Here is a 26,438-nt window from a genome sequence, read left to right on the forward strand (position 1 = left end):
CCATTTTAGCATCATTCCCCCACAAGCTTGCTAGGAAGAAGGAACGGCGCGATGTTAGTGATTCGTTTGGTAGCTGAGTTTCCCATGTCGATAGCGCTTTGAATCAAACTTGAATCTCCCATCATCACCAGCTCACTAGTCGGGCGAGTAACCGCCGTGTATAGCAATGATTGGTCAGTCATTCTTGAGGCGTAGCTTGGCAGCATGAGTATGCACTTAGGCCATTGTGATCCCTGTGATTTGTGAATCGTGATTGCGTAGCCGAGGTCGATATTCTCGATGGTGTCGTCTGTTATATCAATGTGATTCCCATCGATATTCATCACTCCATACTCACCCATATGAGGACTATCGTAGACCTCAACGATTTCACCTAAGTCGCCGTTTCGAATATCAGCATCATAGTCGTTTCGTGTGACCATAATACGGTCACCCAATCGAAGCTTCGCTCCGCTATGGGTAACCCAAGGAATCCACCCATAACAAGGGTGCTTATGGTGAAGTTCATTAGGCGCATACTCGTCATACTGTGCTTGAATGAGTTTGTTGATCTCTTCTACACCCAATGGCCCTTTGCGTGTAGGGGTCAGCACAATGCAGTCTGCGGCTTCTTTGGTTTTCTTGTACTCTGAAACGAGGGCTTCATGTGTGGATTCTGGCAAATATCGAGTATCACCTGTTGAACTATTAAGCAGATTGGTATCTAGCTTTCCAGTTCGGATTGAAGTCGCCAGTTGATGGATGCCACTTTGTTCGCCTTGACGCTTAACCTGTGTCAACTCGAAAACAGGCAGTGCGCTGTTCATCGCTGCATGAAAAATGAGACCTCCTCCAACTGGAGGGAGCTGTGATACATCTCCAACCATGACAATACGTGTGGCGTAGGGCAGCAGTCCAACAACCCTGTATGCTGAGACCAGATCAACCATGGAGGCTTCATCGACTACAAGGAGAATATGTTCTTCTACATCTGGCTTCTTCTCGCCAAGTTGGTCGGATATAAACTTGGCAATCGTTTGGGCTGATCGTCCTGTGCTTTCCTCCATGCGCTTTGCAGCTCTTCCTGACAATGCCAGTTGATGAATCGCCATGCCTGATGACAGTTTCTCGTAAACAGCCAACATAGCTAGAAGAATGGTCGTTTTTCCTGTTCCAGCGCCTCCTGAAATGATGGACACCGAAGACTTCACTGCACCTACAACAGCCTCTCGTTGTTCGGAGGTCATATTAAAGGGTAAGGTGCTTTCAAATGATTGGAGCGCTGACTCAATTTTGTCGTTTGTAAGGTCGTTCTCCCACACAGCCAACAATGATCCCGAACCTTGAGGACGTTGATGGCACTTCTCTAAGAAACGACCTACCGTGCGTTCCTGAATCGCTGCGCCGAGGCTCTGAAATCCACCTTCAACTTGTAGGAGTGAACCATGCTTTATCGCTGCGTCTGCAACACCATTAGAATCAAGTTCTAGCCCTTTGCATAATAACTTTGATCGCTCAGAAAGTTCGCATTCAGGTATGACAGTCGAACCCGTTGAAAAACAATATTGGGTAGCGATTTGCTCTGCTATTGCAGATTTTATTCGACTCTTTGTGACATCTAACTTCATGCGCTTGATCAGTTTGAGCGTGTCATCAAAAGACACCCCGAACGCGGTGAGAATTAGAGGGTCATCACTGATGGTTTTTACGGGATCGTCATAAACTCTGGCAAGGGCTTGAGCAAGGGACAGGGGAAGTTTTGAACCTTGAAGCCACTCTAACGCTGCGTAGAAGCTCTCTGACGGCCATTTATCAATGATTGCCTGTGCTGACTGAGTTGATACGCCAGCAACGCTTGTAAGCGCCTCTACGTCCCTCTGACGGACTCTACTGTCAAGGTCGGGATATTGACGTACCAAGCGCTTTGCTTTTACTTCGCCGACCCCTTCGATGTTCGCAGCAATCCATCTTGCCAACAGTTCGCCTGATGGACGAAGGAACTCAGCCTCTTTGACCTTCATGTAGCGCTCAGTAATATCCTGATTGCCCGCTTTGAACCTATGATTCCTCGTACCGCCTGCTACCTTCCAAACAGTGCCTACCTCAGCGGCATCTCTGCATTTCTCAGGAAAAACCAAACATAGCGTAGTCATGCGTCTGATGATCGATCCGTCCTCAGCGATCTCCCATGCTGTGCGGACTCCTTTAGGACGTATTTTAGCGATCTGAACCTTAATCATCGTGGTTGATAACCTGTTTCCAGTAGCACCTCTTTCATCGCTGCATACTTTTCGTTTTCACGCTTGAGTTGGGCATTTTCTGCTTTAAGCTTGACGATCTGATCCATCAGCTTGCTGACTTCTGCATTGGTTGATGCGACACGTTTTTCTGATCGTTCACGAGCGGCTTTTTGAGCCTTAATGTCAGCCTCTTTCTCCCCAAACCATCGAACATCTGCTGCCTCAATCATCTGGCGAATTTTATTATTCGAACCCATTGAGGAACGTGGAATACCTAGCTCATCGAACAGTGCAGAACGATTGATGATTCCACGGCGTTCGTATTCACCGTAGTCACCCGTAGCATCGCGCTCAGCAATCCACTGCTGGACAGCCAGAGCATTGTCTTTGCCCTTCTGAACCCCATTACTCATTGATCTCACCCAAGAGCTTCTTTAGACCCGTCAAAAAGCCGCGAGGCAGGATTTCTTGACCATACTCATCCGTCACCCGTCCATGAGCTGTAGCCTTAAAATCCAGCGCTTCTAGCCATTCATCCGTGCAGACTGATTGAAGAGCTTTAATCTCGTTCTCGGAGCAGATACCTTTCAGTGACGGAAGTAGCTCAACCGTGGATTCAGACTGAGGCGCGGTGTACGTTGTCGGGCGCTTATCAATCACGATCTGCGTCTTGTTTTTGAGCATGTTCACTTCGCTCTTGTAGCGATCACGCTCACGAATTATCTGACCAAAAAGAGCACGGACTGCCGTGTCATCGATGCGCTCTAGCAACTGATAATCCTGCCCCGATTTGCGAGCAGCGACTGAAGGCGGCTTCTTGGTTGTGGTCTGAGCCTTCGCTGCCCAAGCTTCAATCAAATCGCGGTAATGCTTGTTGGCAGTTGCACGAATTGACTGATAACCAACGCCTCTTGCTTCCTCTGAAACACGCCCAATTGTTGTAATTGAAAAGTCGCGCCTACCTAACTCAAAATAGGTTTTGAGCGTCTCGTTCAGCTTATCCAATGATGCTTGCGTTTTTGCAGATTTACCTACTTTCAACGTCTCTAAAACAGCGTTTATATCTATCTGCATCAGACCACCTCCATCAGTGAAATTCGCTTGGCGTTATTATTCGTCAAGGTAAGCGGTTTAATATTGCATAGCTCCTCAAAGCCTGATTCTAGCAAGCGTGCATCCGTTAGGTATTGCTGAGCTTCTATGTAATTGGATGCGATTCTATACCCCTCAAGCTTATCATCGGGGTTCGCAATCATCGCCATTTTTCGCATGATCGCATTACCCGCAATGAGTTGGGTTTGCTCATCCATTTCAAGGAAAATGGGCTGGTAGCCATAGCGTGCCATCATGCGGCTAAGAGCGTTGGTACGCTTCGCGATGGCAGGGGTTTTACGCAGGTCATCGTGCAGGTCGGGATAGAACTCAGCATCGTCACATAGCAGCGACAAGTGCAGCAGTTCAGACTCGGTTTCGATGAACTTCATGCTTACACTGAGGTCGTCACCAGAACCCACCGCAATCAGCTTCTGACCTTCATCATCATCTTCACGCTGATTCTCAATCTGGATGATGCGGTTGATCAGATTGAAGGTTGCGATGTAGTCCTTCGCGTATTCGTCAGCCTCAACTCGCTGCTTATCATAACGGCGCTCAAGGGCTTGCAGTTGCTCAAGTTTGAGGAAGGGGTGACCCTGCTCTTCAGCCATATACAGCTCGTCTTTAAGCGCCTCCAGATCGCCCTCAAGCTCAGTCGCCAGTTTTGCCGCCTGATGCGCTTTGTAGCTGATCTGGTTGAAGTGCGAGTTAAGTGCAGGGAGGTAACTGGCATCGGTGATAAACCAGCGGCAACGTGGGCAGTTTTCGGGGCCATGAGGTACAGGGGCATAAACGCGCATTTTGGAATACTCCGCCGAATCCTTGATAATCGGGCCACCATTCCAGCAGCCGCCCACGGTTGAAAGCTCATCGGAACGCACGGTATTACCGCCGACCAAACAGAGTCCCGTTGCACGCTCTTCCCAACCAATCGGATTGCGATTCGCCAATACTGCCTCGATTGAGTTATGAGTATCCGAATGATAAGCGGCACGTAGTTCGATCTGATTCATCTCAGCATCGACCAGAAAATTCTTAAGTGACGCTTCACCTTTTTCTATGAGTGCTGCGTTGGCTTCTTTCATTTTTTCAGCCATGACTGAAGGCGTGATCTTGTTGTAGTAGATCGTCATAAGAAGGCGTGTATGGCCAGCTAAGAGCTTAGATATGACGGGCAGTGGCAGATCCGTATCCATCGTGTAACAGGTGATCAGCGACACCCTCAAGCTGTGTAGGGGATATTCTGTTGATACCTTACTTGTTTCGTTACCAGCGTAATCCTCTCCGTAATCCTTAACGAAGCGCAGGCGGTCACCGTTCGACATCGTTTGACCACTGGCAAACACATCATCCTCAAGTTTAGATAAGAGGCGATACCAAGGGTTCGATATTTCGTTACCGCTAATGCAAAACTGAGAGTTTGGTGCACGGAACAAGAATGCAAACTCTCCTAATGCCTTTTTTTGCGCTTCGGATTTAGTGTTTCCGAAGTCGTTACGCTTAAGCTCTGTGCCTTTGGCTAGACGATCTATTGGATTGTACTTCTCTTGCCAATTACGAAGTTTTTCCAGCCAATACAGCAGTTCTTCGTGCTCCCACGGGACGGTGTAGCCGCGTTGGATTTCATCTTTATTCTGGTCGGCTGTTTTGTTTGTGGAGATGTACAGACCCGTTGAATAGCTCTCGCTCATCGAGTCGAAAATACGCTTGAACACACCTTTCTGATAAGGGCGTTTAGCGGTGCCGTACTTAAACGCGTGCTTGGTGTTTTCCACCCACTGACCCTGTTCGTAACGCCACGTATCGCCTTCACCAGAGTCCAGAAAACGCACCTGAAACGAGCGCAGCGGCAGGTGAAGTTTGGTAAACATAAACATCGCCATAACAGGCGACCAGATTTCGTGAATCTCTATCGGTTCATAGTTTTTACCGACTTTGCGTGAAACAGTTCGAGTGAGGGAGATACAGTCTGGATCGTCAGGGTCAATCACCTCAGGCGAAACCTCCATCCACGCAAGATTTCCACTTTGAAGGTGTTCAATTGACCAGTGCCAATCGCTGAAATGACGACCTATCCACGGCTTCTGAGTATTGGATTCGGGAGGATAAGGACAGACAATCTGGCGTAACTGCTGGATGTAACGGTAAGGTAGTGGGCTGTGGACGGTTTCAGTATTTGAGCGCGAGCTGGCAATTCTATCAAAAGGGTTCTGATACAGAGGAATAGAAGTTCCATTATCAGCTTCGGCGCACAAATGTGTCTTTAGAATGTAATCCGACAACTCAACAGTGTAAGTAACATACTTGTGATTATCTGAATTTACCCCTTTGGATTTGAGGTAGTTATTAAACTCTTCGCTTGAGACCTTGTGCCCCTGAGGGTGTCCTTGAAACATGGAGACGACATCAACCGCATACGGAGCGTGGGTCGCAAGATAGTTTAAGAAGTGTCTGATACCTTTGAGTTTATGACCAATACCTGCCTGTTCTTGAGCAAGCCATTCAGTCCCATACTGCTGCCACTGTAGCCAGTCTGGCCCTAAATCTTCAGTGATCCAGTTCAGCGTTAGATCGGTGCTATAACCTTTCGCTTTTGATTTCTTAACCATCGTTACTTCTTCCCTAATCGTGGATTCTTGCCCGTGAAATACCCATCGGGGTCTATATCTTCAAAGCCATGTTCTGCCAGTGTTTTCCAGTCAAATGAGTTAGCCAGTTTTGGCGTGTCCGATTCCAGCTTGAGCTGATCAGAAGCGTTGGAAAGGGCATTCGAAACTTGCTGACTGGACGGCATCGTATACGGGTCTTGAGACGCTAGGCTTTTATGATGCAGGCACTTTTTGATAACCAGCGGATCAACCCCTGCGCTAGTCAGTTCACGACCAAAGCGATGTCGATGTCCGTGAGGGTCAAGACCCTCTGCTTTATTGGGCTCTAAGCCGATTCGTCTCAGACCCGCTGCATAGCTCTGGTTAAAGGCATTCTGGGTGTATGGATTACCCAAGTAGCGCGAATCGAAGCTGATAAATGCATACGGGTGATTGCAGGGTACAGCGGCTCGGTAAACCAGATATTCACGCCACAGTTTCATGAACACATAGCGGTATTCGTTAGGGAAAAAGTAACCTTCTAGGTAACTATCCTTGTGGTCTACCATTCTCGACTTCCACCCAAGGCGCTGAGTGCCTAGCATCTCTTGTCGTGGGATTCTTCCGTATTTTTCCTGCAAATAGGCTTTGCGCGTACTCACGCCTTTGCGTGATTTCCAGTTATCAGGAGCCTTACCATCGATCTCGTTGTAGATTCGGACAATCACCGCATCATTGTCATGTGGATCTTCAAAAACGTCAGTCACCCACAGCAACAGAGCCTCACTGGCCCTGAATCCAGCGCCTTGCATCAGTAACAGGATAAGCTTGTCACGCAGAGCAACACGAGGATCGCTAGCGCCACCGACACCATTCAGGTAAAAGTTCTCGAAATGCTTTGCTGGAAAGGCGATAGCATCATCTTCCGTCTTGGCGAGGGGCGTTCTTCCTTTGATGGAGCGCGCCCTTTTGACCGTGGTGTTGAACGACTTGTCCTTGATGTGTCCTAAGAAGTCATTTCTATTTTTGCGGAACCACGCGGCATACTGAATGCGCTCTTCATGCTTGGTGGCAGTTCTGAGCGCGTTAAGCTCTTTGCCCAGTCCCTGATCACTCATCCACTGAGTGAAGCTAGTGAGATGCGATATATGTCGGGAAATGGTGCTTGTCGTTGCTGGAATCCAGTACAGACCTGACGGATCAAGTCCGTCATCGCCAACTGTTCCGCTATATAATCGACGGACGAACACTCTGAATAAATCTTCGGGATCGTTGAACATGGACTTGTTGGCGTCCATGAATTCGATCAGCAAGATAATAGATCGAATGTGCTTGGAAATAGTCGATTGAGAAGTACCGTTCACATGCAAACTCAGCACATAGTCGGCTACTGATTCCAGCACGCCTTCATCAGTCAAAATGACAGGTATTTCTGTGGCGATGCCACTACTGTCCTCGACTATTTTTGCAGTAACTTTGGTCGCTATCATCTCGATTCCTTACACATATTACACACAATATACTATAAGTACTCCTACATTTCAAGCAAAAAATAACCCCCTTTACAGGAGGTTATTATCAAAGTTACACACTTTTAGGTACTATAAAGAACTTGAGGGGCTTTTCTCAAGGCTGTGCTTATTTTGCGTAAACTGGGAATTTCGCGCAAACAGCTTCAACTTTTGCTTTTACAGTATTAATTACAGCTTCGTCACCTTTGCTGTCAAGAATGTCTGCAATCCAACCTGCAAGATCACGTACTTCTGCTTCACCAAAACCACGTGTAGTTACTGCTGGAGTACCAATACGGATACCAGAAGTTACAAATGGAGAACGTGGATCGTTCGGTACAGAGTTTTTGTTTACAGTAATGTGCGCAGCACCTAACCATGCATCTGCATCTTTACCTGTAATATCTTGCTTGATTAAAGAAAGCAAGAACAAGTGGTTTTTCGTACCACCAGATACGACATCATAACCACGTTCGATAAGAACTTCAGCCATCGCTTGCGCATTTTTAACAACTTGTTGTTGATACGCTTTGTATTCAGGCGCCATTGCTTCTTTAAAACAAATTGCTTTTGCTGCAACTGCGTGTACCAATGGACCACCTTGGTTACCAGGGAACACAGCAGATTGTAATTTTTTCTCGATCTCTTCGTTTGCTTTGGCAAGAATTAGACCAGAACGTGGACCACGCAATGTTTTGTGTGTTGTCGTAGTCGTTACGTCAGCAATTTGCACAGGGTTCGGATATACACCAGCAGCCACTAGACCTGCTACGTGTGCCATATCTACAAATAAATAAGCACCAACTTTGTCTGCGATATCACGGAAACGCTGCCAATCCACAATTTGGCTATACGCAGAGAAACCCGCAACAATCATGCGTGGTTTGTGTTCAAGCGCTAAACGCTCAACTTCTTCGTAATCAATTTCGCCAGTTTCTGGGTTTAAACCATATTGGATAGCGTTATATGTTTTACCTGAGAAGCTTACTTTAGCACCGTGAGTCAAGTGACCACCATGTGCCAAGCTCATACCTAACACAGTATCGCCTGGGTTAAGTAAAGCTAAGTAAACTGCAGAGTTTGCTTGTGAACCAGCGTGTGGTTGAACGTTAGCATAATCTGCACCAAAGAGTTCTTTAGCACGGTCAATCGCCAGTTGTTCAATAATATCTACGTATTCGCAACCGCCGTAGTAGCGTTTGCCTGGGTAGCCTTCTGCATATTTATTGGTAAGTTTTGAACCCTGAGCTTCCATTACTGCAGGTGAACAGTAGTTTTCAGAAGCAATTAACTCAATATGAGCTTCTTGGCGCGCATCTTCATTGGTGATCGCTTGAGCTAATTCTGGATCAAATTCGGCAATAGAAATATTGGCAAACATTAGCGAGGTCCTATTAATTTAGGGCTTTTAAGCCGTGCTAAGATTGGCGCGTATTGTAGCATAAAGTTTGTGAACTGAGAGAATGAACTTTTCTCAGTTTTACATAAAAATAGCTCATGCTTCAGATAAAACACGAGCTATTTCAGGTCAAATCAATCTTTATCTTAATTCAATGACTTATTGAATAGGCATTAGTGATTGAACATCTTTGACAATATTCGGAATATTGAGCGCGTAGGCGGTGCCATGATCCCAAGTTGCTTCTGCACGATATTGAATATTCGATTGCTTTGCTGCCGTACCATTCAATAATAAATCTGTTGCATCTTTAGGTACTACCGCATCAGCCCCACCTTGGTAAATAATAACTGGCTGAATAACTTTGACTTGTAATGGTTGCGAATCTTTCGATAAAAATTGACTTACATCTGGCAAGCTTAAGAAATTTGGTTGCGTCCGCGGATATCCATCGATACTCCACTCATTTCCTGCAGCATATTGCCCCATTGCTGCCCCTAGTGTTACACCTAAAACATCTGAACATTCCGTGTCTGCAAGTGCTGCAATCCCATCAGTTGGAGATTTAAATACTTGCTGATAACTTAGACTAGGATTTTTATTTCTTAGCCCCGCCGTAATCAATGCGGTATAAGTATCCAACATAGCTAAGGTATTAATTTTATCTTCTACATTTGTTAATTGAGCTGCTCTCTGTTCTCCCACAGTCAAAATTGCAGCTAAATTAGAAGCAGGAGCGATCGCAATCGTACCTTTATAATCCAACTGAGCACGTGATGCATACTGCGCAGCCCCTAATGCAGCATGTCCACCTTGTGAATGACCCACAGTTACCCATTGTTTAGCGGCTTGATTACCCAAATAATTACGCGCTGCAACCACTGCATCTGTAATTGAAAATGCAGCGCTCTGCAAGTTTAAGAAAGGATGAGCTTCATTTGAACTTGGCTCACCTAAACCCTCATAATCTGGTGCGACTACCACATAACCTGCAGCTAACAGCTTTTTAATCATGTCTTCAACATGTAGATTTAATGCTGTTTTACTTGGAGCACACTTATCTGCTACACCTGTTGTACCATGCGCCCAAACCACAATAGGCCAACCTGTGATTGGTGGCGTTGTTTTAGGTGTAAATAACAAAGAAGTCGCTTGTACTTCACTTCCATTTACGCCTAACATCCTATAGGTCATTTTGACACTTTGCCCCGCCACAGTTGTCATATTGGACAATCCATAGTTTTCAGGCGTCACGACTAATGGCTGACTAATATTATATTTCGGAATACCATCATCAATTACTACAACGCTAGTATCGTCATGATCATCATTACATGCCGTTAACAACAAACTGCTACTGACCAAAGCCACACTTAACCATATTTTTTTCATTTGCTTACCCTTGTCTTCATATTCTTATTGATTGCATCCTTCGCAATCTTTATTTGTACGCTTTTTTATAGCATCAGGCAAGACTATACAAATTAATATGCAACTGTATTTTATTTAAAATTAAACACTTACTTTAAAAAACCGGTCAATCGATCACATATAGAGTAGTTTATAAAATTTCGCTCTGTACACGACAAATTTCACAGAACCCTTATCCTATCAGGATTCTGCTTTCTTAAAATTGCCAAAATTTCCTTAAACTCTTCTTTTTTCCCAAAACCAATTAAACGCTGAATCGCCATTTGAACATAGTCTAAACCATAGCGAAATAAACTCATTGAGAGTCGTCCATGCTTCTTTATTTTTATCGCTTTTTTTTGATCATGTTGCCATTCACCCGTTAAGTAACACCAACAGAAGCTTATAGCTAACACCGCAATCAATTTTTTCACTCGTCTAGGGTCTGTCAAGCGCGTATTTTCAAGATTAAACCCGCGTCCTTTGAGACAACTGAATAAGGTTTCAATTTCCCAGCGTAATGCATAATCCTGAATAGCATTGGCATTAAACTGAGGAGAAACGACGAGTAAAAGCTCTCCATTTTCTAACTGTAGTGCACTTATATATAGTTTCACCCGACCAACCAAAATCCGTCGTTTACGACATTCAATTTGACCAACTTTAAGATGGCGAAATAAATCACTAATTTTATGATTCTTTCCTAAATGATTGGTGACAATGAAGTTTTTTTAACACGAATGCAGAAGTTGATGTCTTGTTCAATTAACCATGTAAACCACTGCTCACCGATAAACTCTCTGTCTGCGAACACATTCACAATACGGTCTTTACCAAAAATGGCTATAAAGCGTTGAATCAAAGCAATACGCTCTTTCGTATCTGAATTTCCACGTTTATTAAGCAATGTCCAAAGGATAGGTATCGCTATTCCACGATAAACGATTGCGAGCATCAGGATATTAATATTTCGTTTTCCCCATTTCCAATTGGTTCTATCTAAAGTCAGTTGCACTTGGTCGAATGAAAACATATTGAAAATCAACTGAGAAATTTGACGATAATCAAAATACTGACCTGCAAAGAAGCGCTGCATACGTCGATAAAATGATTGTGGTAAGCACTTGATGGGCAAGGCTTTAGATGCAGAAGAAAGATTACATGTTTGCTTTAAAATAATCACAAGCATGATGAGCGCAAAGCACTTTAAATGTGACTTGTTCCATTTTAGAGATTTGTTTAAGATAAGATATAACTCATTGAGATGTGTCATAGTATTCGTCGTTAGAAAACAATTATTGTGACATTATTTCAATGAGTTATCTATTTTTGTCGTGTACAGAGAAAATTTCGATTCAATTTGTCATACGCAACCGCTAATGTTAGATTGCATTTGTATTGAATGACGCAAGCGAATTAGGACATGCAGGCTATTATTCTCGACACTGAAACCCATACTTTAAATGGACAACCTATTGAGATTGCTTACGCCCCCATACAAATTCAAGATGGCAAAATTAGTCTGGATAAAAGTCAAATTTTCGATCAGTTATATCAGGTCGATGAGCCTATTTCATTCGCAGCAATGGCGGTACATCATATTTTAGAGTCTGACTTAATTGATCAACCACATTACAGTAGTTTTGAATTACCTGCCCAAACCAACTATATCATTGGGCATAATATTGATTACGATATTCGCGCTCTAGATAAATGTGGTGTAGATACCTCTAAAATTAAAGCCATTTGTACTTTGGCACTTGCCCGTCGCGTATGGCCGAATGCAGAAGCACACAATATTTCAGCTTTAATTTATATGATTACCAAAGGCAGCGAAAAAGCGCGTGACATGATTAAAAAAGCGCATCGTGCCGATATGGATATTATTTTAACGGCCAATATTTTGATGCACGAAGTTCATCAACTACAAATTCAAAGTATTGAAGAACTCTATATCGCCTCAGAGGAAGCACGTATTCCACACATTATCAATTTTGGCAAACATCGTGGTACTGCAATTGCTAACCTTCCTACCGATTATGTGCAATGGTTATTAAGACAAGAAGATTTAGATCCTTACTTACGCAAGGCGCTCGAAAATACCAGTATTTTGACTTTATAAATATTTCAAGTGAATCATCCACTTTTTACTTGTCATAATTTATTCATCTTAATGTAATTTTCAAAGTCTATGCTTTGCCTTAATTTATTGAGGGAAATAAATTAAGGCTCATGTTTAATTATCAAAAAACTCAACTCGGTCTAGATGCATTACAACAACGCACACGTGATTTAAATGCACGTCAACGTCGTTTATTGGTACTGATTGGTACTGAAGATTTTGATTTACTCGGAGATCAATTCAAGCAACGTCTTGCACCACCTGAATTGATTGAACAGCTATTAGATATGCAATTGATTGCGCCTGCTACGCTTGAGCAAGACAGATTGCAACAACAAGAGCAAGTACCAACACCGAACCCTTTACACACAGAAATTCATAGCCAACTTGCAAGCAGCATCCCTCAAGCACATGCAGAAAGTTTGGCAGAACCAATCCGCACTCAACATCTTCAAGTAAATTCAGTTCCTGCATATTTAGAAGCACGTGTTGCAGCTGCTATCAATACTACAGAACAGGCCGCTGAACAACCTGAACCACAAGCAGAAACACAGCCTGAAATTTCAGCTTTGAGTTTTGAAGATGTAAAATTTCTCATGATGGATACTTTACAACGTCATTGTGGATTAATGGCAAAACAACTGATTCAGCGAATTGTACAAGCGCAGGATATTCGCAGCTTAAAACTCTGCCAAATGCAATGGATTACCTCTTTGCAAGAAACACGTTTGCCACCGAAAGCACTCAATCAGATTTTGCAGCAAATCAACCACTCTCTGCAAAAGCTTAATCCGACTTAAAGCTTAGATTTTTGTACTTAGTTTTAAGTCTTTTTAACAATTAAAACTATGCTTAGGGATATGCATTAATTTATTTTTATTATTTTTCAACATCTTAAGAACACATGTAAATCTTAGATTCATTATCCCTATAAAAACTAAGACTTTAGCGGCATAGCCCCGACTCATAAAAATCAACGATATAGTATTTTCTAGAATTGTTGAGGCACAAGGTTATGATGAGTCATGCATTTTTTAGCGTTTGATGCTTATGACAATCCAATGCAACTCGGTAAAGTTGGCAATTGGGTGATTACCTTTTTAAGCCCAAAAGATCAGTAAAGCCAAATACAGCTGGCGATTACCAATCTATTACTACGTCAAATTTCGGCACATTTACAACCGCGATGCTTGGTAATTCAACAAAGTACAGATGTCCTGCTCTGGTAAATCTTGCAGATTGAATGTTTTGATAGTCAAACCAAACAAGAGTTGAGTTTTGAGCCTGATAATAAATTGGGCACGCCGTCATTCAAAACTATCCAAGAATTTGATAAATACGATGTAAATATCCTACATGTAAAAGATCAGGCGGTTAAATGTGACATGTTCTGAGCTTGATGAGCACTTTACTTGCATCTACTTAAAAATTTGTGCACAAAAAAGCTCATCGAAATGAGCTTTTCTAAAAATCAAGTGGTCTCACAAATAATTACTCCAACACACGGAAAATACTATCAGACTCTCGGCTTTCAAACAAAAGTTCGATGCTTGGTAAAATTACTTCACCTTCCACAATAATGTGTTCAATTTTGTGAAATAGTGCCAAACCCGCTGCCAATGAAGTTTCTGGGATATTACGTAGCAATGCTTTTGCTTCGTAAATATGGCTAAACTGGTCTTTAACTTTAATATCGATGATTTGCGTCATTGTTGTTCCTTTTTTCTTGACGGAAGTTTTTTATACCATAGCTTATAAATTTTTTAAAAAAGTGAGTTGTTAGATTGTTTGACAATGTAGTATTTTTTAAACTAAATTTTAATTATTTAATAAATTCAACCACATATTTTTTAAAATTTTATTTACAACTTACAAAATCACAGTAAAGTTGCTTGTTTTTTATTCTAGCACAGAAAAAACTCGCATTGCTGCGAGTTTTTTTATGTTGGAAGGCTAGTGCTGATTTTATTGTTTGAACAAAAGTTGCAAACTCAACGAGCTGTCATTGATCCGTCCAACTGCATCGTAGCGTCAATTACATTGAATGACCTACTGTAATTTCAATATAGTGAAACTTATTTTTTACTGCAATAGCCCACTACATTTCAACACATTCACACAGCAAAATTTCAATTGATTTAATTTTCAGTTGCGGCATAATTTTATGCGGCTAAAAGCTCCAGCTTTACGATTAGCTTCTGTGCGAATCAAAAATAAATTAAAAAAACAATACGCAGCTGATTACTCAATTAATTCAATTTCATAATTAACATCTTGCAGCATATCTTTATTGTATAGCTTTACCATTGCTGTAGCTTCAGCAAAATCATAAAACAAACCTGCTCCCCTTCTGCCACGGCTTTACAACGAAATTCCGTGGTGCCAATTTCTGATGTGGAAAAAGTTGAATGATATAGCCCAGGAAGTTGCTCTCAGATTTTCAGTTTTAAAATAGGTGAGTATTATATGACTTTGTTGCACTATGATTTGAAATACAAAGCGCCTTGCACTAAGGTTCTCTCCTAAGCATCGGATGACATGTACCATAGTTTCAACCGAACTGTGCAGATGATAGCCTGACCTATTTTCCATAGCGTCATACCTGAGATACCGTCTTGGCAGCTAATCAGGTTTAGAGATTATTCGATTAATAAATAATGTATTTAAAAGGCAGTCTGATGTTTTAAAATGCCATAACTCAGATGTATAAGCTTGCGCTTTGCAGCACCTAAAAGTGTGTGATTCAGAGACATCATTTTCAATATAATGGGTGTTTATGAATAGAGAAGTTCAACTAAGATTCGTATGGGTTAAATTATTTGAAGAGACCAATGATGCTGGCCTAGTTTGTCGGAGATGTGGCATTTCTAGACCAACGTTGCGCAAGTGGTGGAAAAGATATTCTTAACAAGGTATTGATGGATTAAGTAGTCAGAGTAAACGTCCTTTAAATCGCCAAATATTAAAATCGATGCTGAGCAAGAAGCTTTAATATTAGAAATGCGCTCGGCTAGAAATCTTGGTGCTCTAGGTTTGCAAACAGAATTGATGAGGCTGCACAGAATCTCGTTGTCCTAAGCGACTATCCATCTAGTGATCCTAGCCAAAATAATGGACAGCACGTCCCTCTAAAGATAACGTAACTTTAATCTTTGGAGATTCAAGAAATGGCTAAACGTTTTAGTCCCGAATTTAAACAGCAAGCGATTGATTATGCACTTTCAAACTCCCACGAAGCTATAGCTGCAATCGCCCAGAAATTAGGTGTGGGTTATTCAACCTTAGACAAATGGATTCGTGAAGCCAATCCTGTGGGTTCAAGCAAACGTCAACTTTCACCAGAACAACAGCGGATCTTGGAATTAGAGAAAGAAGTCAAACAGCTCAAGGAAGCCAATGACATCTTAAAAAAAGCGCATGTGTACTTTCTAACAGATCATGCCAAGAAAAGTACACGGTAATTCAAGATCTAGATATGAATGAAGTCACCGTATCTTCTGCCTGTAAATACCTAGGTGTCAGCACTTCAGGCTATTATGCCTGGCAAAAACGTCAAGCCAATCCAGCACAGAAATATAATGACTTAAAAGCCGTATATTGGCAGCATCATGCACGATTGGGGGCACCTTCATTAGTACATGACATGCATGAATTAGATTACAACATGAGCGAACGTACTATTGGAAGGATGCTAAAAAAGCTTGGTTTACGTAGCAGGATTGCACGTAAATACAAGCATACGACTGATTCAAACCATCGTTTGCCTACAGCACCCAACTTGTTGGATCGTCAATTTACGGTCAATGAACCCAATAAGATCTGGACAACGGATATTACCTATATCCGTACTAAGCAAGGTTGGCTGTATTTGTGTGTGATGCGTTTCATTATGCAATGGCTCGTCAGGGGTATCCAATGGGTGTCATGGTGCATTCGGACCAAGGCTCACAGTACTGTAGTCGTGATTTTAGGACGCTATTATTGACGAATAACTGCGTTCAAAGTATGTCACACAGTCTTGCGCAGTATACTGCTCATGTTGGGATAATGCAGTGACCGAAAGCTTCTTTCATACATTGAAAGGTCATGTGGTCCATGGCAGTGTGTTTGCCACTCGAAAAGAAGCGAATACTGTCTTGTTTGACTATATTGAGATTTATTACAATCGGGTCAGAAGGCATTCCGCAAACGGCTGGTTAAGCCCAGAAGCCTTTGAACAGAAATATTTTAAGAATTTAGAGGGATTTGTTGTCCACGATACTGTCTAGGATCAAGAATCGGATGAAAAAATTAACGGCTATTTCGATTTATTGGAAAATCCAGATACTTCACAAAAAGTACGCAAACAGTTCCTTTGCAAAGACTGGCCTGATATCTATTACAAGCAGTACGTCCCTGCTTTAAAGCAACTTTCACCAGAATATACCGATGAAGAATTAAGTCAGGCACTCGATAGAGCCGTGGACTACTACAAAGAAAAGTATGTGATTGACTGCAATCAGTAAAGTAAAGCTCGTGCCATATCTAGTTACTACTGTCTAATTAAGGTCAATCGCAATCCTCACCTGTTATAACGAAGTAGCGCAAAACAAACTCATCAATGCCTATCGATGGGTTCTTTTTGTGTAATAACTCTGTAACAGTGGATTTAAACGTAGTTTTATACCATTTATTATATTTACTCTAATGTTTAGAAGACAAAAAGGAAAATAAAATGAAATACGTGTTAGGTGCAACTCTTATAGCTCTAGCGATCACTGGCTGTACTTCGACTCCAAATAAAGAAGTAACGCGCGAAAACGTGATACGCAATGCCCCTGAAAACACACAAGTTATCAGTTTTGTAGGCCCTAATGATTTAAAACTTTACCTAAAATCATCTGACCTATTTGAAACTGCACAAATGATTGATGGATCGGGTGAAGTTTATCATCTTAAACGCGCTGTTTCTGGTAGTGGAGTTCGCTTAGCGAATGATGATGGTGTTTCTATTCACTTCAAAGGCGGTGAAGGTATTGTCGAGTTTGAAAAAGACAAGCCGATCAGTATTACTGAAGTAAAAAAATAAAGTATCTAGTGAAAATCAACCGGTAATCCCCCCTAAAAATAATTGAGTTTAAAAGTAGAAAATCGAATAACCTTGATTTAAGGAGATTTTCTATGAAAACATCTAAGTATTCAGACAGCTTGATCATGAGTATCTTGAAGCAAGCTGAAGCAGGAACACCCATACCGAACTTGTGCCGCGAACATGGTATGAGCTCTGCTACATTCTATAAGTGGAAGTCCAAATATGGCGGCATGGATCTTTCAATGATGACTCGGCTTAAAGAACTTGAGGCTGAAAATGCCCGTTTAAAACGCATGTATGCTGATGAGCGGCTAAAGTCAGACATCTTGCAAGATGCACTTTTAAAAAAGTTTTAAGGCCTGTTCAGCGAAAGTCACTTGCTCAGCAAGCTACTGAGCAATTTAAGATTTCAATCAGCATGGCCTGCTTAATTTTTAAAGTCAGTCAAACGTGTTATCGCTATAAAGCTCGTTTGGATCAGGAGAATATTCAAATCGCAGATTGGCTGATTAAACTGACCAATGAACATAAGACTTGGGGCTTCAAACTCTGCTTTTTGTATCTGCGTAATATCAAAAACTATCAGTGGAATCATAAACGTGTCTATCGCATTTATAAGGAGCTTGAGCTTAATTTAAGAATCAAGCCTAATAAGCGGATTAAACGAGAACAGCCAGAACCCCTTGCAGTACCGACAGCTAAGAATGAATCATGGTCAATGGACTTTATGCATGATCAACTCAGTGATGGACGTAGTTATCGTGTTCACAACGTGATTGATGACTATAATCGCGAGTCATTGGATATATTGATTGACTTTTCATTGCCAGCAGAACGTGTACTGAGAGGACTTGATCAGCTCATTGAATGGCGAGGCAAACCTAAACGCATTAGAACCGACAATGGCCCAGAGTATATAAGTGAGCTGATGGAAAAGTGGTGTGATCAGCATGGTATTGAGCATGTATTTACTCAACCAGGCAATCCACAGCAAAATGCATATGTTGAGCGATTTAATCGTACAGTACGTTATGAGTGTCTAAATCAATATTTATTTCGAGATCTGAGCGAGGTGCAGGACTATACAACTGACTGGCAGTACTTTTATAATCATGAACGACCTCATATGTCAGTAAATGGTTGTCCACCTATTTTTAAACAATAACAAGGCTTTAGATTTTCTACCCATTAATTCAATTAAAAATGGGGGTATTACCAACCCACCCCAGCGGTGGGTTTTCTTTTGCCTATTACCGCTTATAGTTTAAAATCTAATAACAATAAAACTTTGACCATACAAAAAATCCTCCTGACCAGCTTACTTTTCACTATCACTCTTAACGGTTCCAAAAGGAACCTGAATATTAGAGGCATCATCTACGGCGCATCATGATTCAAAAATGATTGAATAATTTAAGGCTGCTGATGAAAAGATGAGTAATTTTCTAGATCAATTAGATAGTCCGAACAGATCAATAGAAATCAGTAAGAAAATTATCTGCAAAGACTACCCTGAATACGCAAAAGAATATGTTCCTGTCTTTCTAAAAAATTAATCAAAATATGGGCAATGTAGCACCACTATGTTCTATTAATTCCTGGCTGCCTTCAATTTCCATTTCAAAGCCATTCCACTCATAACCCATCTTAAAAAACAGTTCTTGAGCTTTATCAAATTCTTTATTTGTTGGAGTAGCTGTACATAATCTTTGCATCATCCTTATTTCAATTCTTATTAATAGAAGACTTAAACCAATTTTTATATAAAATCAGTGCAATTGTAGAAATATCAACATAATAGAAAAAAATTTCGGGAATCTTGAAATATTAGCTTACAAAGTGGTGAAATTAATTATGAGTACACAAATGAGTACACAAGACATAATTTTTACTTATATTGTTCTTTAAAATCAGATATTTAACATATTAATATGGTGCGCTCAGCGGGACTCGAACCCACGCCACAGGCTTCGGAGACCTGTACTCTATCCAGTTGAGCTATGAGCGCGCGCTGCACATCATAACAAAAAATTGCTGAAGGTAAAGCAACTATATGTATGTTACGTATTTTTATGCTTATGCTTTAAACAATGTTCCAAACTTGGAACAAAGAATTCCATGTAACTTACTTGGTTTATTGATACGGATCGCTCACAATAGTAGCTCTATTCCTCAAGTGAGAATTTCATGACTGATGCATTGACGTTAAGAGACGTGTCAAAGACCTATCGAAATGGTTTCCAAGCACTGAAAGGAATTAATTTAACCGTTCCTGAAGGTGAGTTTTATGCCCTACTTGGACCTAATGGTGCAGGTAAATCTACAACCATTAGCATCATCAGTTCTCTCACAAAAAAAACGGCAGGTACTGTCGAAATTTTTGGGCATAATCTAGATACCCAACCATCCCAAGCCAAGCAATGCTTAGGAGTAGTACCGCAAGAATTTAACTTTGGTCAGTTTGAAAAGACCTTTGATATTTTGGTCACACAAGCAGGATATTACGGTATTTCAAAAAAAGTTGCCGAACAACGTGCCGAAGAATATTTAGAAAAACTGGGTTTATGGGATAAACGTGCCACTCAAGCGCGAATGCTGTCTGGCGGTATGAAACGTCGTTTAATGATTGCACGTGCCATGATGCACGAGCCGAAACTGCTTATTTTGGATGAACCCACTGCAGGTGTAGATATTGAGCTGCGTCGTTCAATGTGGGATTTTTTAACAGAGATGAATGATAAAGGCACCTCAATCATTCTCACTACCCACTATTTAGAAGAAGCCGAAATGTTGTGTCGTCGTATCGCGATTATTGATCGTGGAGTGATTAAAGAAGACACTTCCATGAAAAACTTCTTAAACCAGTTAAGTGAAGAATCTTTTATTTTCGATTTAGCTGAACCGATTCAACCCATTCATTTAGATATTATTGGTGTACGTTTCAACCTAATTGATGCAGTGACCCTAGAAGTCACCATGGATAAAGCTCATACCTTAAATGATTTATTCCAACTTTTAGAAGCGCAAGGCATTCGCGTGCGCAGTATGCGCAATAAGTCCAACCGTCTAGAAGAGTTATTTGTCAAAATGGTCGAAAAGAATTTAGATGGAGCTGCGCAATGAATTTTACCCAACTGCGGATTGCACTCTATACCATAGTGCATAAAGAAATTCGTCGTTTTATGCGCATTTGGCCACAAACCTTGTTACCACCTGCTATCACCATGAGTTTGTACTTCGTGATTTTTGGTAATTTGGTCGGTTCGCGTATTGGTGAAATGGGCGGCTTTAGCTATATGCAATTTATTGTGCCCGGCTTAATTATGATGGCAGTCATTACCAACAGCTATGCCAACGTATCTTCAAGTTTTTTTAGTGCAAAATTCCAGAAAAGCATTGAAGAACTAATCATGAGCCCTGTACCTTTGCATGCCATTTTATGGGGCTATGTTTTGGGTGGTGTTAGTCGTGGCGTATTGGTCGGTATTATTGTCACCACCATGAGTCTATTCTTTACCGACCTTTATATTACCAATTGGTTTGTTACCATTTATACCGTATTAATTACGTCCTTTTTATTTTCATTAGGCGGTTTTATTAATGCTGTTTATGCCAAATCATTTGATGATATTTCTATTATTCCAACTTTTGTACTGACTCCACTGACTTATTTAGGTGGTGTATTCTATGCCATTAGTGCCTTAAGCCCTTTTTGGCAAAATCTCTCTTTAATTAACCCTGTGGTGTATATGGTTAATGCTTTCCGTTACGGCATTTTAGGACATAGTGATGTCAACGTGACGATTTCATTATCTGTGATTACACTATGCTGCGCAGTGCTTTATGGTATTGCCTATCATTTACTTTCTCGTGGTTCAGGAATGCGTGAATAATGAGTGTTGAACAATCTCTCCTTGGTAAAGACACCAATTATCCTACAGAATATCAACCCGATATTTTATTCCCTATTTCACGTGCTGCTGCACGTGAAAAATATGCAGATGTTGAGGGAATCCAACTCGGGCAAGACTGGTGGCACGTTTTTGAAATTTCGTGGTTGAATGCCGCAGGTGTTCCACAGGTTGCGATTGGTCGGATTACGCTACCTGCTTCATCACCTAACCTGATCGAATCAAAATCATTAAAGCTCTACTTTAATAGTATGAACTTTACTCGCTTTCAGTCTGAAGCCAATTTCATTGAAACTGTTGAGCATGATTTAACGGCTGCAGCACAAGCACCTGTTACGCTAACTTTATTTAAGGTTGATGATTTGGCAATTAGCCAACCTGAAGGTATTTGTATTGATCAGCTCACGCCTGAGCGTTTAGAGCAGCATCCTGACCCAAGTTTATTGCAATTCGATTTAGAACAAGCGGAAGATATAGAGGTACAACTTTTCTCACATTTATTACGCAGCAATTGTCCTGTCACAGGACAACCTGACTGGGGCACGGTTTTTATCCGTTATCAAGGCAAAAAACCTTGTTATCGCAGTATTTTGGCTTATATTATTTCTTATCGTCAGCATAATGGTTTCCATGAACAATGTGTGGAACAGATGTTTGCAGACATCTGGCAAAAATTCGCACCAGAAAAACTGATGGTATATGCAACCTATACACGTCGTGGTGGTTTAGACATTAACCCTTGCCGTGTATCGGACTTAACATGGATGCCTCGCCCTATTCGTTTAGCGCGACAATAACAACATTGAGGTTGAACAATGCCATTTTTTGGATTCATTCCATCTGCAGAATTATTAAATACGATTGAAACTGCACAACAGAAAAAAAATTCAAGTGAGCCGCTGTACCCACTGCGCGACAAAACCGCATTAATGATTAATGAAGAAATTATTGATGCCATTTTAACCGAGTTGGTGCGTCGTTTTCCTGCTAGCGATAAACGCGACACAGCTGAAAAACTTGCAGGTTATGTCAAATCTACTGTTGCTGTATTACTGAAACAATTATTAAGCAAAGCGCCAAATGATGTCGTGAAACAATCGATTGAATTTTCTGAGCGCAGTAGCTTTAAAGATGCAGCAGGCAATGCACGTGTAGGTGAAACGCTCGATGCAAGTTTAGTGACCAACCTGAAACACAACTATGCCGAAATTCAAGCAGGCAATGAAGTGAACAAAGCTGCTTTAACCGAACTATATAAACAGTTTGCAGAAGCGACGGTACGCCACTTTATGAGCGACTTTAACAAAACCCTCGATTTGGGCATGATTAAGCGTAAAGCAGCAGATATTGGCGCAGCAGCGGTAATTAAAGCTGTCCATATTGCGGTGGATAAAATCATCCCAAATTTAACCAAAGAGGAACTCTTGGTTTTAGCGGAATATCACGACACATTATTCCATCATTAATATCAGTAAGTTGAGCTGCTGATCAGTTTTAAGCCCTTTTTTGCATATTATGTGCGAAATAGCGAGAATCGCACTTGCTATACGCTTCTTACACAGCACAAACTGAAGATGCAGCATTCCTAAAAGATGTAACCAACCTACCCAATGCCTGATTTCGATCAGGCATTTTATATGCAGTTGAAGATTGTGATATGGCTGCAACTTTTACACAATAAAGAATAACTTTTTGCACCTAAATTGAATTTTGTTACAAATCCTGCGCGCTTTTTACACATTCTTTGTCTATTTTTGTATAAGTTTTTGCAAGCCAGTCACGCATGAATGCTATCTTAGTCGCTTGCTTCGCTTTCGCAGTTTGGCCCCAATAGCGGCTTATTCTTCATATATAAAGCAACTTATTTACTGCATATAAATAAGTTGTGTAAATCATCAATTTGGAATTTACCCCAACATGTTCAATCTTGATTTTTATAACAAATTAAAACGTCTTTCTTTACTCATTGGTGCATTTTCTATTACCAGTTTTTGTCAGGCCAATGATTTCCAAAATCATCCGTCTTATGCCAGTTTTAAACAAAAAACCATGCAGACCTATGGCTTAAGTGCAGCACAAGTTGATTGGGCGATGGAAGGCTCTAAAAACTTACCGAATATCATCAATATCATGAACCGCCCAGGCGAAAGTAAGCCATGGTACGACTATAAAACCAATTTTCTTGCAGAAAGCACTATTCAACGTGGTGTGCGCTTTAAACAACAATATGCAGACACCCTCAATCGTGCTGAACAGCAATTTGGTGTACCGCAATCCATTATTTTAGGCATTTTAGGTGTAGAAACAGGCTTTGGAAGCAATAAAGGCTCTTTTGTAACCCGTGATGCCCTTGCCACCTTAGGCTTTGGTTATGAACGTCGTGCAGAATACTTTAAAGATGAACTCGCGGCACTGATCGCATGGTCATATAAAGATGGTGTGCCAACTTCTTCAATTGTTGGTTCTTATGCAGGCGCTGTTGGTTATCCGCAGTTTATGCCTAGCAATATTCCAAAATTTGGGGTCGATTATGACGGGAACGGACATATTGACCTACGTAACTCGGCAGTCGATGCCGTTGGCTCTATTGCGAATTATTTGGCGCAACATGGGTGGCAGCGTAATCAACCCATTGCATTTGCTGCTCGATATACAGGTAACAATCCTGACAACGTCATTGCCAAAGATTTAACCCTGCCAACGCCTTATGGGGTTTTAAAATCGCAAGGGGTGATGCCAATGAATCCCATTGTGCAAATAGATGACCTTGACTTGGTCAATGTCATTCAATTACAAGAAAATTATGGTCATATCTACTATATAACCTATCCAAATTTTCAGGTGATTACGACTTATAACCGTAGCCGTATGTATGCGACTGCACTGTGGTTATTGGGCACTGAAATTGCGAGTCGCTAAGCAAAAAATTAAGTGAAGAACACGAAAGTCAAGAAATATTTCCAACAATTTGATCACAAAACCAACTTTTTACACACTATGTTACAATACTGATTATTTTTTAATCAATTAGAGTTGGTTTTTGGTACTTTTTGTCATTATTTTCGTATAAAGACTAGACACCTTTAGTAAGGGATGAATATTATCCATTTCGTCAAATGTAGTCGAAAAAGTGAAATTACAGACAGGATTACCACTATTTCAATCAGTTAAGAGCGAAATTAAGTTAATAATTCTGTCTTCAGGAGTTCAAACCATGCCCAGTCCACTTAAATACTTACTTGCACTTTCTGCAGCTGTTGCCCTAAGTCAGTCGCAAGCTGAAATGGTGCAATCATCATTCAACAATGATAATGAGTCATCTAGCCTAGCTGCGCGTGTACTCAACAAAGAAACACAAAGTTTTAATTCACATTTCTCAAATTTAAATAGCCTTTCAATCACCGAACGTTCAGGTGACCAAATCCGTCGTCAAACGATTGCAGCGAAAATTGAAATTCCTGCTGAAGAGCCTTCAGTGATTGAAAAGTTAAACGCAGTGGCATCGAACACTGTACGTAAATTTAGCCAAACAGGTATGGCATCTTGGTACGGTCGCCAATTCCACGGTCGTAAAACTGCAAGCGGTGAAACATTCGACATGAATGCAATGACTGCTGCACACCGTAGCTTGCCGCTAAACTGCTATATTCGCGTAACCAACAAAAACAATGGTAAAAGCGTTGTAGTTAAAGTAAATGACCGTGGTCCGTTCCATGGCAACCGTGTACTTGATCTTTCTTATGGCGCTGCAAAACAATTGGGCATCACTAATGCAGGTACTGCCAAAGTAAGCATCGAGCGTATTGACGGTCCAAACTCTTAATATTCACTTACACGATTTCGCATTTGACTTAAAAGCCACAGCAATGTGGCTTTTTTAATGCCTGTAAAATTTATAACCACCCTATGCATCTATGCACTCAGATGATTTACACCAATTTTGTGGCTACTTCATGATGAAAATATAATTACTGTTTTGACCACCTCTTTGTTCTCAGTTATATTTTATACAGTTAAACAATAACAACGGATGATCGGTCTACAGGAGTAGCACATGAAGACAGTAAGTGAATGGCTCGATGAATACAGCGACAGCCATCAAAATAAAACCAATAAATTAATTCACTGGGTTTGCGTACCTACGATCTTTTTTTCAATTGTCGGCATATTGGCTCATTTCAGTGCTTTACTGACGACTTTACTTCTGGTGCTCAGTTTTATTTTTTATGCACGTTTAGATTTGATTCTTGCAGTTGCAATGGCCGCTTTAATGCTGGTAATGGCATGGCTGATCTATGTTTTGCCTATGGGTATGGGTTTTTATATCGCAATTTTTGTTTTGGCGTGGATTGGACAGTTTTATGGTCACAAAATTGAAGGGAAAAAGCCTTCATTCTTCAAAGATCTCCAATTTCTTCTCATTGGCCCAATTTGGTGCATGGATGCCTATTTAGGTAAAATCCTACCCTCTTGGAAAACACGTCGTAAAAACAGCATTATGAGCGTTTAAACGCTATATCCTATTTTCATTATCGGAAGAACCTTTATTGATAGGTTCTTCCTTGATGTTTTAACCATCCACCCACGTGTCTATTTGCTGGATCATGATGTGTCCAGTGAATCACCCCACCCTTATCTGAGTATTCATATTCACCAAAAAACTCAACGATATCGCCTTTGGCAAGGCTAGTAATTCGTGGTGCAAGATCAATATTATGTGCAACCAACACAGTTTGCCCATTATTCAGTTTTAAAATAAATTTTTGATGCCGTGAGCCTTCGTTGTCATCTGCCAACACTGCAATGACCTGCCCACTCGCATGAACTTGTAGATTACTCTGGCTACGCTCAAATGCACGTTCAATCAGCTGAACACCCTGAGCATCTTGTCCTTGCAGCTTATCTCGCTGTAGGTTCGACTGTTCTTTTTCAGTTTGCGATGTGCGCGTAGTACTTGTAGTTGGCGCGTTTGATGTTTCAGACTGAAACTGTTGTAAATCTATGCAAAAAAATGCAGCAATTAACACTACAATAATTGCGCCTATGCCTAAATTCTTTTTATTTGCCATATAACCTTCTTGTTCTGATTCCAAACTATAAGATGAAGTTAGT

The 26,438-nt window shown here is 41.1% G+C and carries 23 protein-coding genes, 1 tRNA gene and 3 pseudogenes; 15 read left to right on the top strand and 12 right to left on the bottom strand.

The genetic code is table 11. The features are described from left to right. Positions 1-11 precede the first annotated feature (11 nt). From K1T76_RS08465 to K1T76_RS08500, 8 genes are all read right to left on the bottom strand, one after another. Positions 12-2,219 (bottom strand): ATP-dependent DNA helicase, encoded by a 2,208-nt coding sequence (locus K1T76_RS08465; protein ID WP_180112499.1) that lies wholly within the window; start codon positions 2,217-2,219, stop codon positions 12-14. Further along, positions 2,216-2,632, bottom strand: coding sequence for a hypothetical protein (locus K1T76_RS08470; protein ID WP_180112500.1), 417 nt, complete (start codon positions 2,630-2,632; stop codon positions 2,216-2,218). Before K1T76_RS08470 ends, K1T76_RS08465 begins: the two co-directional genes overlap by 4 nt. Beyond that, positions 2,625-3,293 (bottom strand): gamma-mobile-trio protein GmtX, encoded by a 669-nt coding sequence (gmtX, locus tag K1T76_RS08475; RefSeq protein WP_180112501.1) that lies wholly within the window; start codon positions 3,291-3,293, stop codon positions 2,625-2,627. Before gmtX ends, K1T76_RS08470 begins: the two co-directional genes overlap by 8 nt. Then, positions 3,293-5,923, bottom strand: a complete 2,631-nt coding sequence (gene gmtZ, locus K1T76_RS08480; protein ID WP_180112502.1) for a gamma-mobile-trio integrase GmtZ — start codon at positions 5,921-5,923, stop codon at positions 3,293-3,295. The genes gmtX and gmtZ overlap by 1 nt, the downstream gene beginning before the upstream one ends. 2 nt (positions 5,924-5,925) lie before the next feature. Further along, positions 5,926-7,392, bottom strand: a complete 1,467-nt coding sequence (gmtY, locus tag K1T76_RS08485) for a gamma-mobile-trio recombinase GmtY (protein WP_180112503.1) — start codon at positions 7,390-7,392, stop codon at positions 5,926-5,928. A 148-nt stretch (positions 7,393-7,540) separates the two neighbouring features. After that, positions 7,541-8,794, bottom strand: coding sequence for a serine hydroxymethyltransferase (glyA, locus tag K1T76_RS08490; RefSeq protein WP_019836649.1), 1,254 nt, complete (start codon positions 8,792-8,794; stop codon positions 7,541-7,543). A gap of 177 nt (positions 8,795-8,971) precedes the next feature. After that, the gene (locus K1T76_RS08495) at positions 8,972-10,204 is read right to left on the bottom strand and encodes an alpha/beta hydrolase (protein ID WP_230245138.1); all 1,233 of its coding nucleotides are present in this window, start codon (positions 10,202-10,204) and stop codon (positions 8,972-8,974) included. A gap of 200 nt (positions 10,205-10,404) precedes the next feature. After that, positions 10,405-11,495 (bottom strand): IS4-like element ISAba1 family transposase gene (locus K1T76_RS08500; protein ID WP_114318428.1). Its coding sequence is split into 2 segments (ribosomal slippage): positions 10,405-10,955 and positions 10,955-11,495, totalling 1,092 coding nucleotides; the frame shifts between segments, so codons are not numbered across the junction. A gap of 150 nt (positions 11,496-11,645) precedes the next feature. Between K1T76_RS08500 and K1T76_RS08505 the strand changes: the two genes are divergently transcribed. From K1T76_RS08505 to K1T76_RS08515, 3 genes and pseudogenes are all read left to right on the top strand, one after another. Then, the gene (locus K1T76_RS08505) at positions 11,646-12,344 is read left to right on the top strand and encodes an exonuclease domain-containing protein (protein ID WP_019836647.1); all 699 of its coding nucleotides are present in this window, start codon (positions 11,646-11,648) and stop codon (positions 12,342-12,344) included. A 110-nt stretch (positions 12,345-12,454) separates the two neighbouring features. Beyond that, on the top strand, positions 12,455-13,144 hold the full coding sequence (locus K1T76_RS08510) for a hypothetical protein (protein WP_019836646.1): 690 nt from the start codon (positions 12,455-12,457) through the stop codon (positions 13,142-13,144). 225 nt (positions 13,145-13,369) lie between these two features. Beyond that, positions 13,370-13,738 (top strand): annotated as a pseudogene (locus K1T76_RS08515) (hypothetical protein). Positions 13,739-13,835: 97 nt separating this feature from the next. Here K1T76_RS08515 and K1T76_RS08520 read toward each other — a convergent pair. Further along, positions 13,836-14,054 carry a hypothetical protein gene (locus K1T76_RS08520; RefSeq protein ID WP_004972907.1) on the bottom strand — a complete coding sequence of 73 codons (219 nt, stop codon included), beginning with the start codon at positions 14,052-14,054 and terminating at the stop codon, positions 13,836-13,838. Positions 14,055-15,120: 1,066 nt separating this feature from the next. Between K1T76_RS08520 and K1T76_RS08525 the strand changes: the two are divergent. From K1T76_RS08525 to K1T76_RS08545, 5 genes and pseudogenes are all read left to right on the top strand, one after another. Next, positions 15,121-15,419 (top strand): annotated as a pseudogene (locus K1T76_RS08525) (helix-turn-helix domain-containing protein); the annotation flags it as partial. 92 nt (positions 15,420-15,511) lie between these two features. After that, positions 15,512-16,612 (top strand): annotated as a pseudogene (locus K1T76_RS08530) (IS3 family transposase). A 42-nt stretch (positions 16,613-16,654) separates the two neighbouring features. Beyond that, complete coding sequence (locus K1T76_RS08535) at positions 16,655-16,849, top strand: hypothetical protein (protein ID WP_019836642.1); 195 nt, start codon at positions 16,655-16,657, stop codon at positions 16,847-16,849. A gap of 209 nt (positions 16,850-17,058) precedes the next feature. Beyond that, the gene (locus tag K1T76_RS08540) at positions 17,059-17,412 is read left to right on the top strand and encodes a hypothetical protein (protein ID WP_070152361.1); all 354 of its coding nucleotides are present in this window, start codon (positions 17,059-17,061) and stop codon (positions 17,410-17,412) included. A 92-nt stretch (positions 17,413-17,504) separates the two neighbouring features. Continuing rightward, positions 17,505-18,580 (top strand): IS3 family transposase gene (locus K1T76_RS08545; RefSeq protein WP_101235257.1). Its coding sequence is split into 2 segments (ribosomal slippage): positions 17,505-17,757 and positions 17,757-18,580, totalling 1,077 coding nucleotides; the frame shifts between segments, so codons are not numbered across the junction. Between the two features lie 391 nt (positions 18,581-18,971). Here the strand turns inward: K1T76_RS08545 and K1T76_RS08550 are convergent. Both K1T76_RS08550 and K1T76_RS08555 read right to left on the bottom strand, forming a co-directional pair. Further along, positions 18,972-19,133: a hypothetical protein gene (locus K1T76_RS08550; protein ID WP_158006182.1), complete on the bottom strand. Its 162-nt coding sequence runs from the start codon at positions 19,131-19,133 to the stop codon at positions 18,972-18,974. 214 nt (positions 19,134-19,347) lie between these two features. Continuing rightward, a tRNA-Arg gene (locus K1T76_RS08555) sits at positions 19,348-19,423 on the bottom strand. 179 nt (positions 19,424-19,602) lie between these two features. Between K1T76_RS08555 and K1T76_RS08560 the strand changes: the two genes are divergently transcribed. From K1T76_RS08560 to K1T76_RS08590, 7 genes are all read left to right on the top strand, one after another. Next, on the top strand, positions 19,603-20,538 hold the full coding sequence (locus K1T76_RS08560; protein ID WP_230245139.1) for an ABC transporter ATP-binding protein: 936 nt from the start codon (positions 19,603-19,605) through the stop codon (positions 20,536-20,538). After that, positions 20,535-21,308 carry an ABC transporter permease gene (locus K1T76_RS08565; protein WP_230245140.1) on the top strand — a complete coding sequence of 258 codons (774 nt, stop codon included), beginning with the start codon at positions 20,535-20,537 and terminating at the stop codon, positions 21,306-21,308. Before K1T76_RS08560 ends, K1T76_RS08565 begins: the two co-directional genes overlap by 4 nt. Then, a complete protein-coding gene (gene queF / locus K1T76_RS08570; RefSeq protein ID WP_004972810.1) occupies positions 21,308-22,123 on the top strand; it encodes an NADPH-dependent 7-cyano-7-deazaguanine reductase QueF in 816 nt (271 codons plus the stop codon). The genes K1T76_RS08565 and queF overlap by 1 nt, the downstream gene beginning before the upstream one ends. An 18-nt stretch (positions 22,124-22,141) precedes the next feature. Continuing rightward, positions 22,142-22,792: a hypothetical protein gene (locus K1T76_RS08575; protein ID WP_070152374.1), complete on the top strand. Its 651-nt coding sequence runs from the start codon at positions 22,142-22,144 to the stop codon at positions 22,790-22,792. 451 nt (positions 22,793-23,243) lie between these two features. Further along, a complete protein-coding gene (gene mltB, locus K1T76_RS08580) occupies positions 23,244-24,245 on the top strand; it encodes a lytic murein transglycosylase B (protein ID WP_019836572.1) in 1,002 nt (333 codons plus the stop codon). A 295-nt stretch (positions 24,246-24,540) separates the two neighbouring features. Further along, positions 24,541-25,149 carry a septal ring lytic transglycosylase RlpA family protein gene (locus K1T76_RS08585; RefSeq protein WP_019836571.1) on the top strand — a complete coding sequence of 203 codons (609 nt, stop codon included), beginning with the start codon at positions 24,541-24,543 and terminating at the stop codon, positions 25,147-25,149. A 231-nt stretch (positions 25,150-25,380) separates the two neighbouring features. Continuing rightward, positions 25,381-25,836 (top strand): Mpo1 family 2-hydroxy fatty acid dioxygenase, encoded by a 456-nt coding sequence (locus tag K1T76_RS08590; RefSeq protein ID WP_019836570.1) that lies wholly within the window; start codon positions 25,381-25,383, stop codon positions 25,834-25,836. A gap of 34 nt (positions 25,837-25,870) precedes the next feature. Here K1T76_RS08590 and K1T76_RS08595 read toward each other — a convergent pair whose 3' ends face one another. Continuing rightward, a complete protein-coding gene (locus K1T76_RS08595; protein ID WP_070152688.1) occupies positions 25,871-26,395 on the bottom strand; it encodes a DUF3465 domain-containing protein in 525 nt (174 codons plus the stop codon). Between the last annotated feature and the right edge of the window lie 43 nt (positions 26,396-26,438).

The sequence above is a fragment of the Acinetobacter sp. PW68 genome (assembly GCF_020982655.1).
Lineage (GTDB): Bacteria > Pseudomonadota > Gammaproteobacteria > Pseudomonadales > Moraxellaceae > Acinetobacter > Acinetobacter towneri_A.

Bases quoted from the DNA above. Each gene is read 5' to 3' on its own strand.
- K1T76_RS08510 (WP_019836646.1), top strand. From the start codon at position 12,455: ATGTTTAATTATCAAAAAACTCAACTCGGTCTAGATGCATTACAACAA.
- gmtY (WP_180112503.1), bottom strand. From the start codon at position 7,392: ATGATAGCGACCAAAGTTACTGCAAAAATAGTCGAGGACAGTAGTGGC.
- K1T76_RS08595 (WP_070152688.1), bottom strand. From the start codon at position 26,395: ATGGCAAATAAAAAGAATTTAGGCATAGGCGCAATTATTGTAGTGTTA.
- K1T76_RS08505 (WP_019836647.1), top strand. From the start codon at position 11,646: ATGCAGGCTATTATTCTCGACACTGAAACCCATACTTTAAATGGACAA.
- queF (WP_004972810.1), top strand. From the start codon at position 21,308: ATGAGTGTTGAACAATCTCTCCTTGGTAAAGACACCAATTATCCTACA.
- gmtX (WP_180112501.1), bottom strand. From the start codon at position 3,293: ATGCAGATAGATATAAACGCTGTTTTAGAGACGTTGAAAGTAGGTAAA.
- K1T76_RS08540 (WP_070152361.1), top strand. From the start codon at position 17,059: ATGAAATACGTGTTAGGTGCAACTCTTATAGCTCTAGCGATCACTGGC.
- K1T76_RS08565 (WP_230245140.1), top strand. From the start codon at position 20,535: ATGAATTTTACCCAACTGCGGATTGCACTCTATACCATAGTGCATAAA.
- K1T76_RS08470 (WP_180112500.1), bottom strand. From the start codon at position 2,632: ATGAGTAATGGGGTTCAGAAGGGCAAAGACAATGCTCTGGCTGTCCAG.
- gmtZ (WP_180112502.1), bottom strand. From the start codon at position 5,923: ATGGTTAAGAAATCAAAAGCGAAAGGTTATAGCACCGATCTAACGCTG.
- K1T76_RS08495 (WP_230245138.1), bottom strand. From the start codon at position 10,204: ATGAAAAAAATATGGTTAAGTGTGGCTTTGGTCAGTAGCAGTTTGTTG.
- K1T76_RS08520 (WP_004972907.1), bottom strand. From the start codon at position 14,054: ATGACGCAAATCATCGATATTAAAGTTAAAGACCAGTTTAGCCATATT.
- K1T76_RS08550 (WP_158006182.1), bottom strand. From the start codon at position 19,133: ATGATGCAAAGATTATGTACAGCTACTCCAACAAATAAAGAATTTGAT.
- K1T76_RS08575 (WP_070152374.1), top strand. From the start codon at position 22,142: ATGCCATTTTTTGGATTCATTCCATCTGCAGAATTATTAAATACGATT.
- K1T76_RS08465 (WP_180112499.1), bottom strand. From the start codon at position 2,219: ATGATTAAGGTTCAGATCGCTAAAATACGTCCTAAAGGAGTCCGCACA.
- K1T76_RS08560 (WP_230245139.1), top strand. From the start codon at position 19,603: ATGACTGATGCATTGACGTTAAGAGACGTGTCAAAGACCTATCGAAAT.
- K1T76_RS08585 (WP_019836571.1), top strand. From the start codon at position 24,541: ATGCCCAGTCCACTTAAATACTTACTTGCACTTTCTGCAGCTGTTGCC.
- K1T76_RS08590 (WP_019836570.1), top strand. From the start codon at position 25,381: ATGAAGACAGTAAGTGAATGGCTCGATGAATACAGCGACAGCCATCAA.
- mltB (WP_019836572.1), top strand. From the start codon at position 23,244: ATGTTCAATCTTGATTTTTATAACAAATTAAAACGTCTTTCTTTACTC.
- glyA (WP_019836649.1), bottom strand. From the start codon at position 8,794: ATGTTTGCCAATATTTCTATTGCCGAATTTGATCCAGAATTAGCTCAA.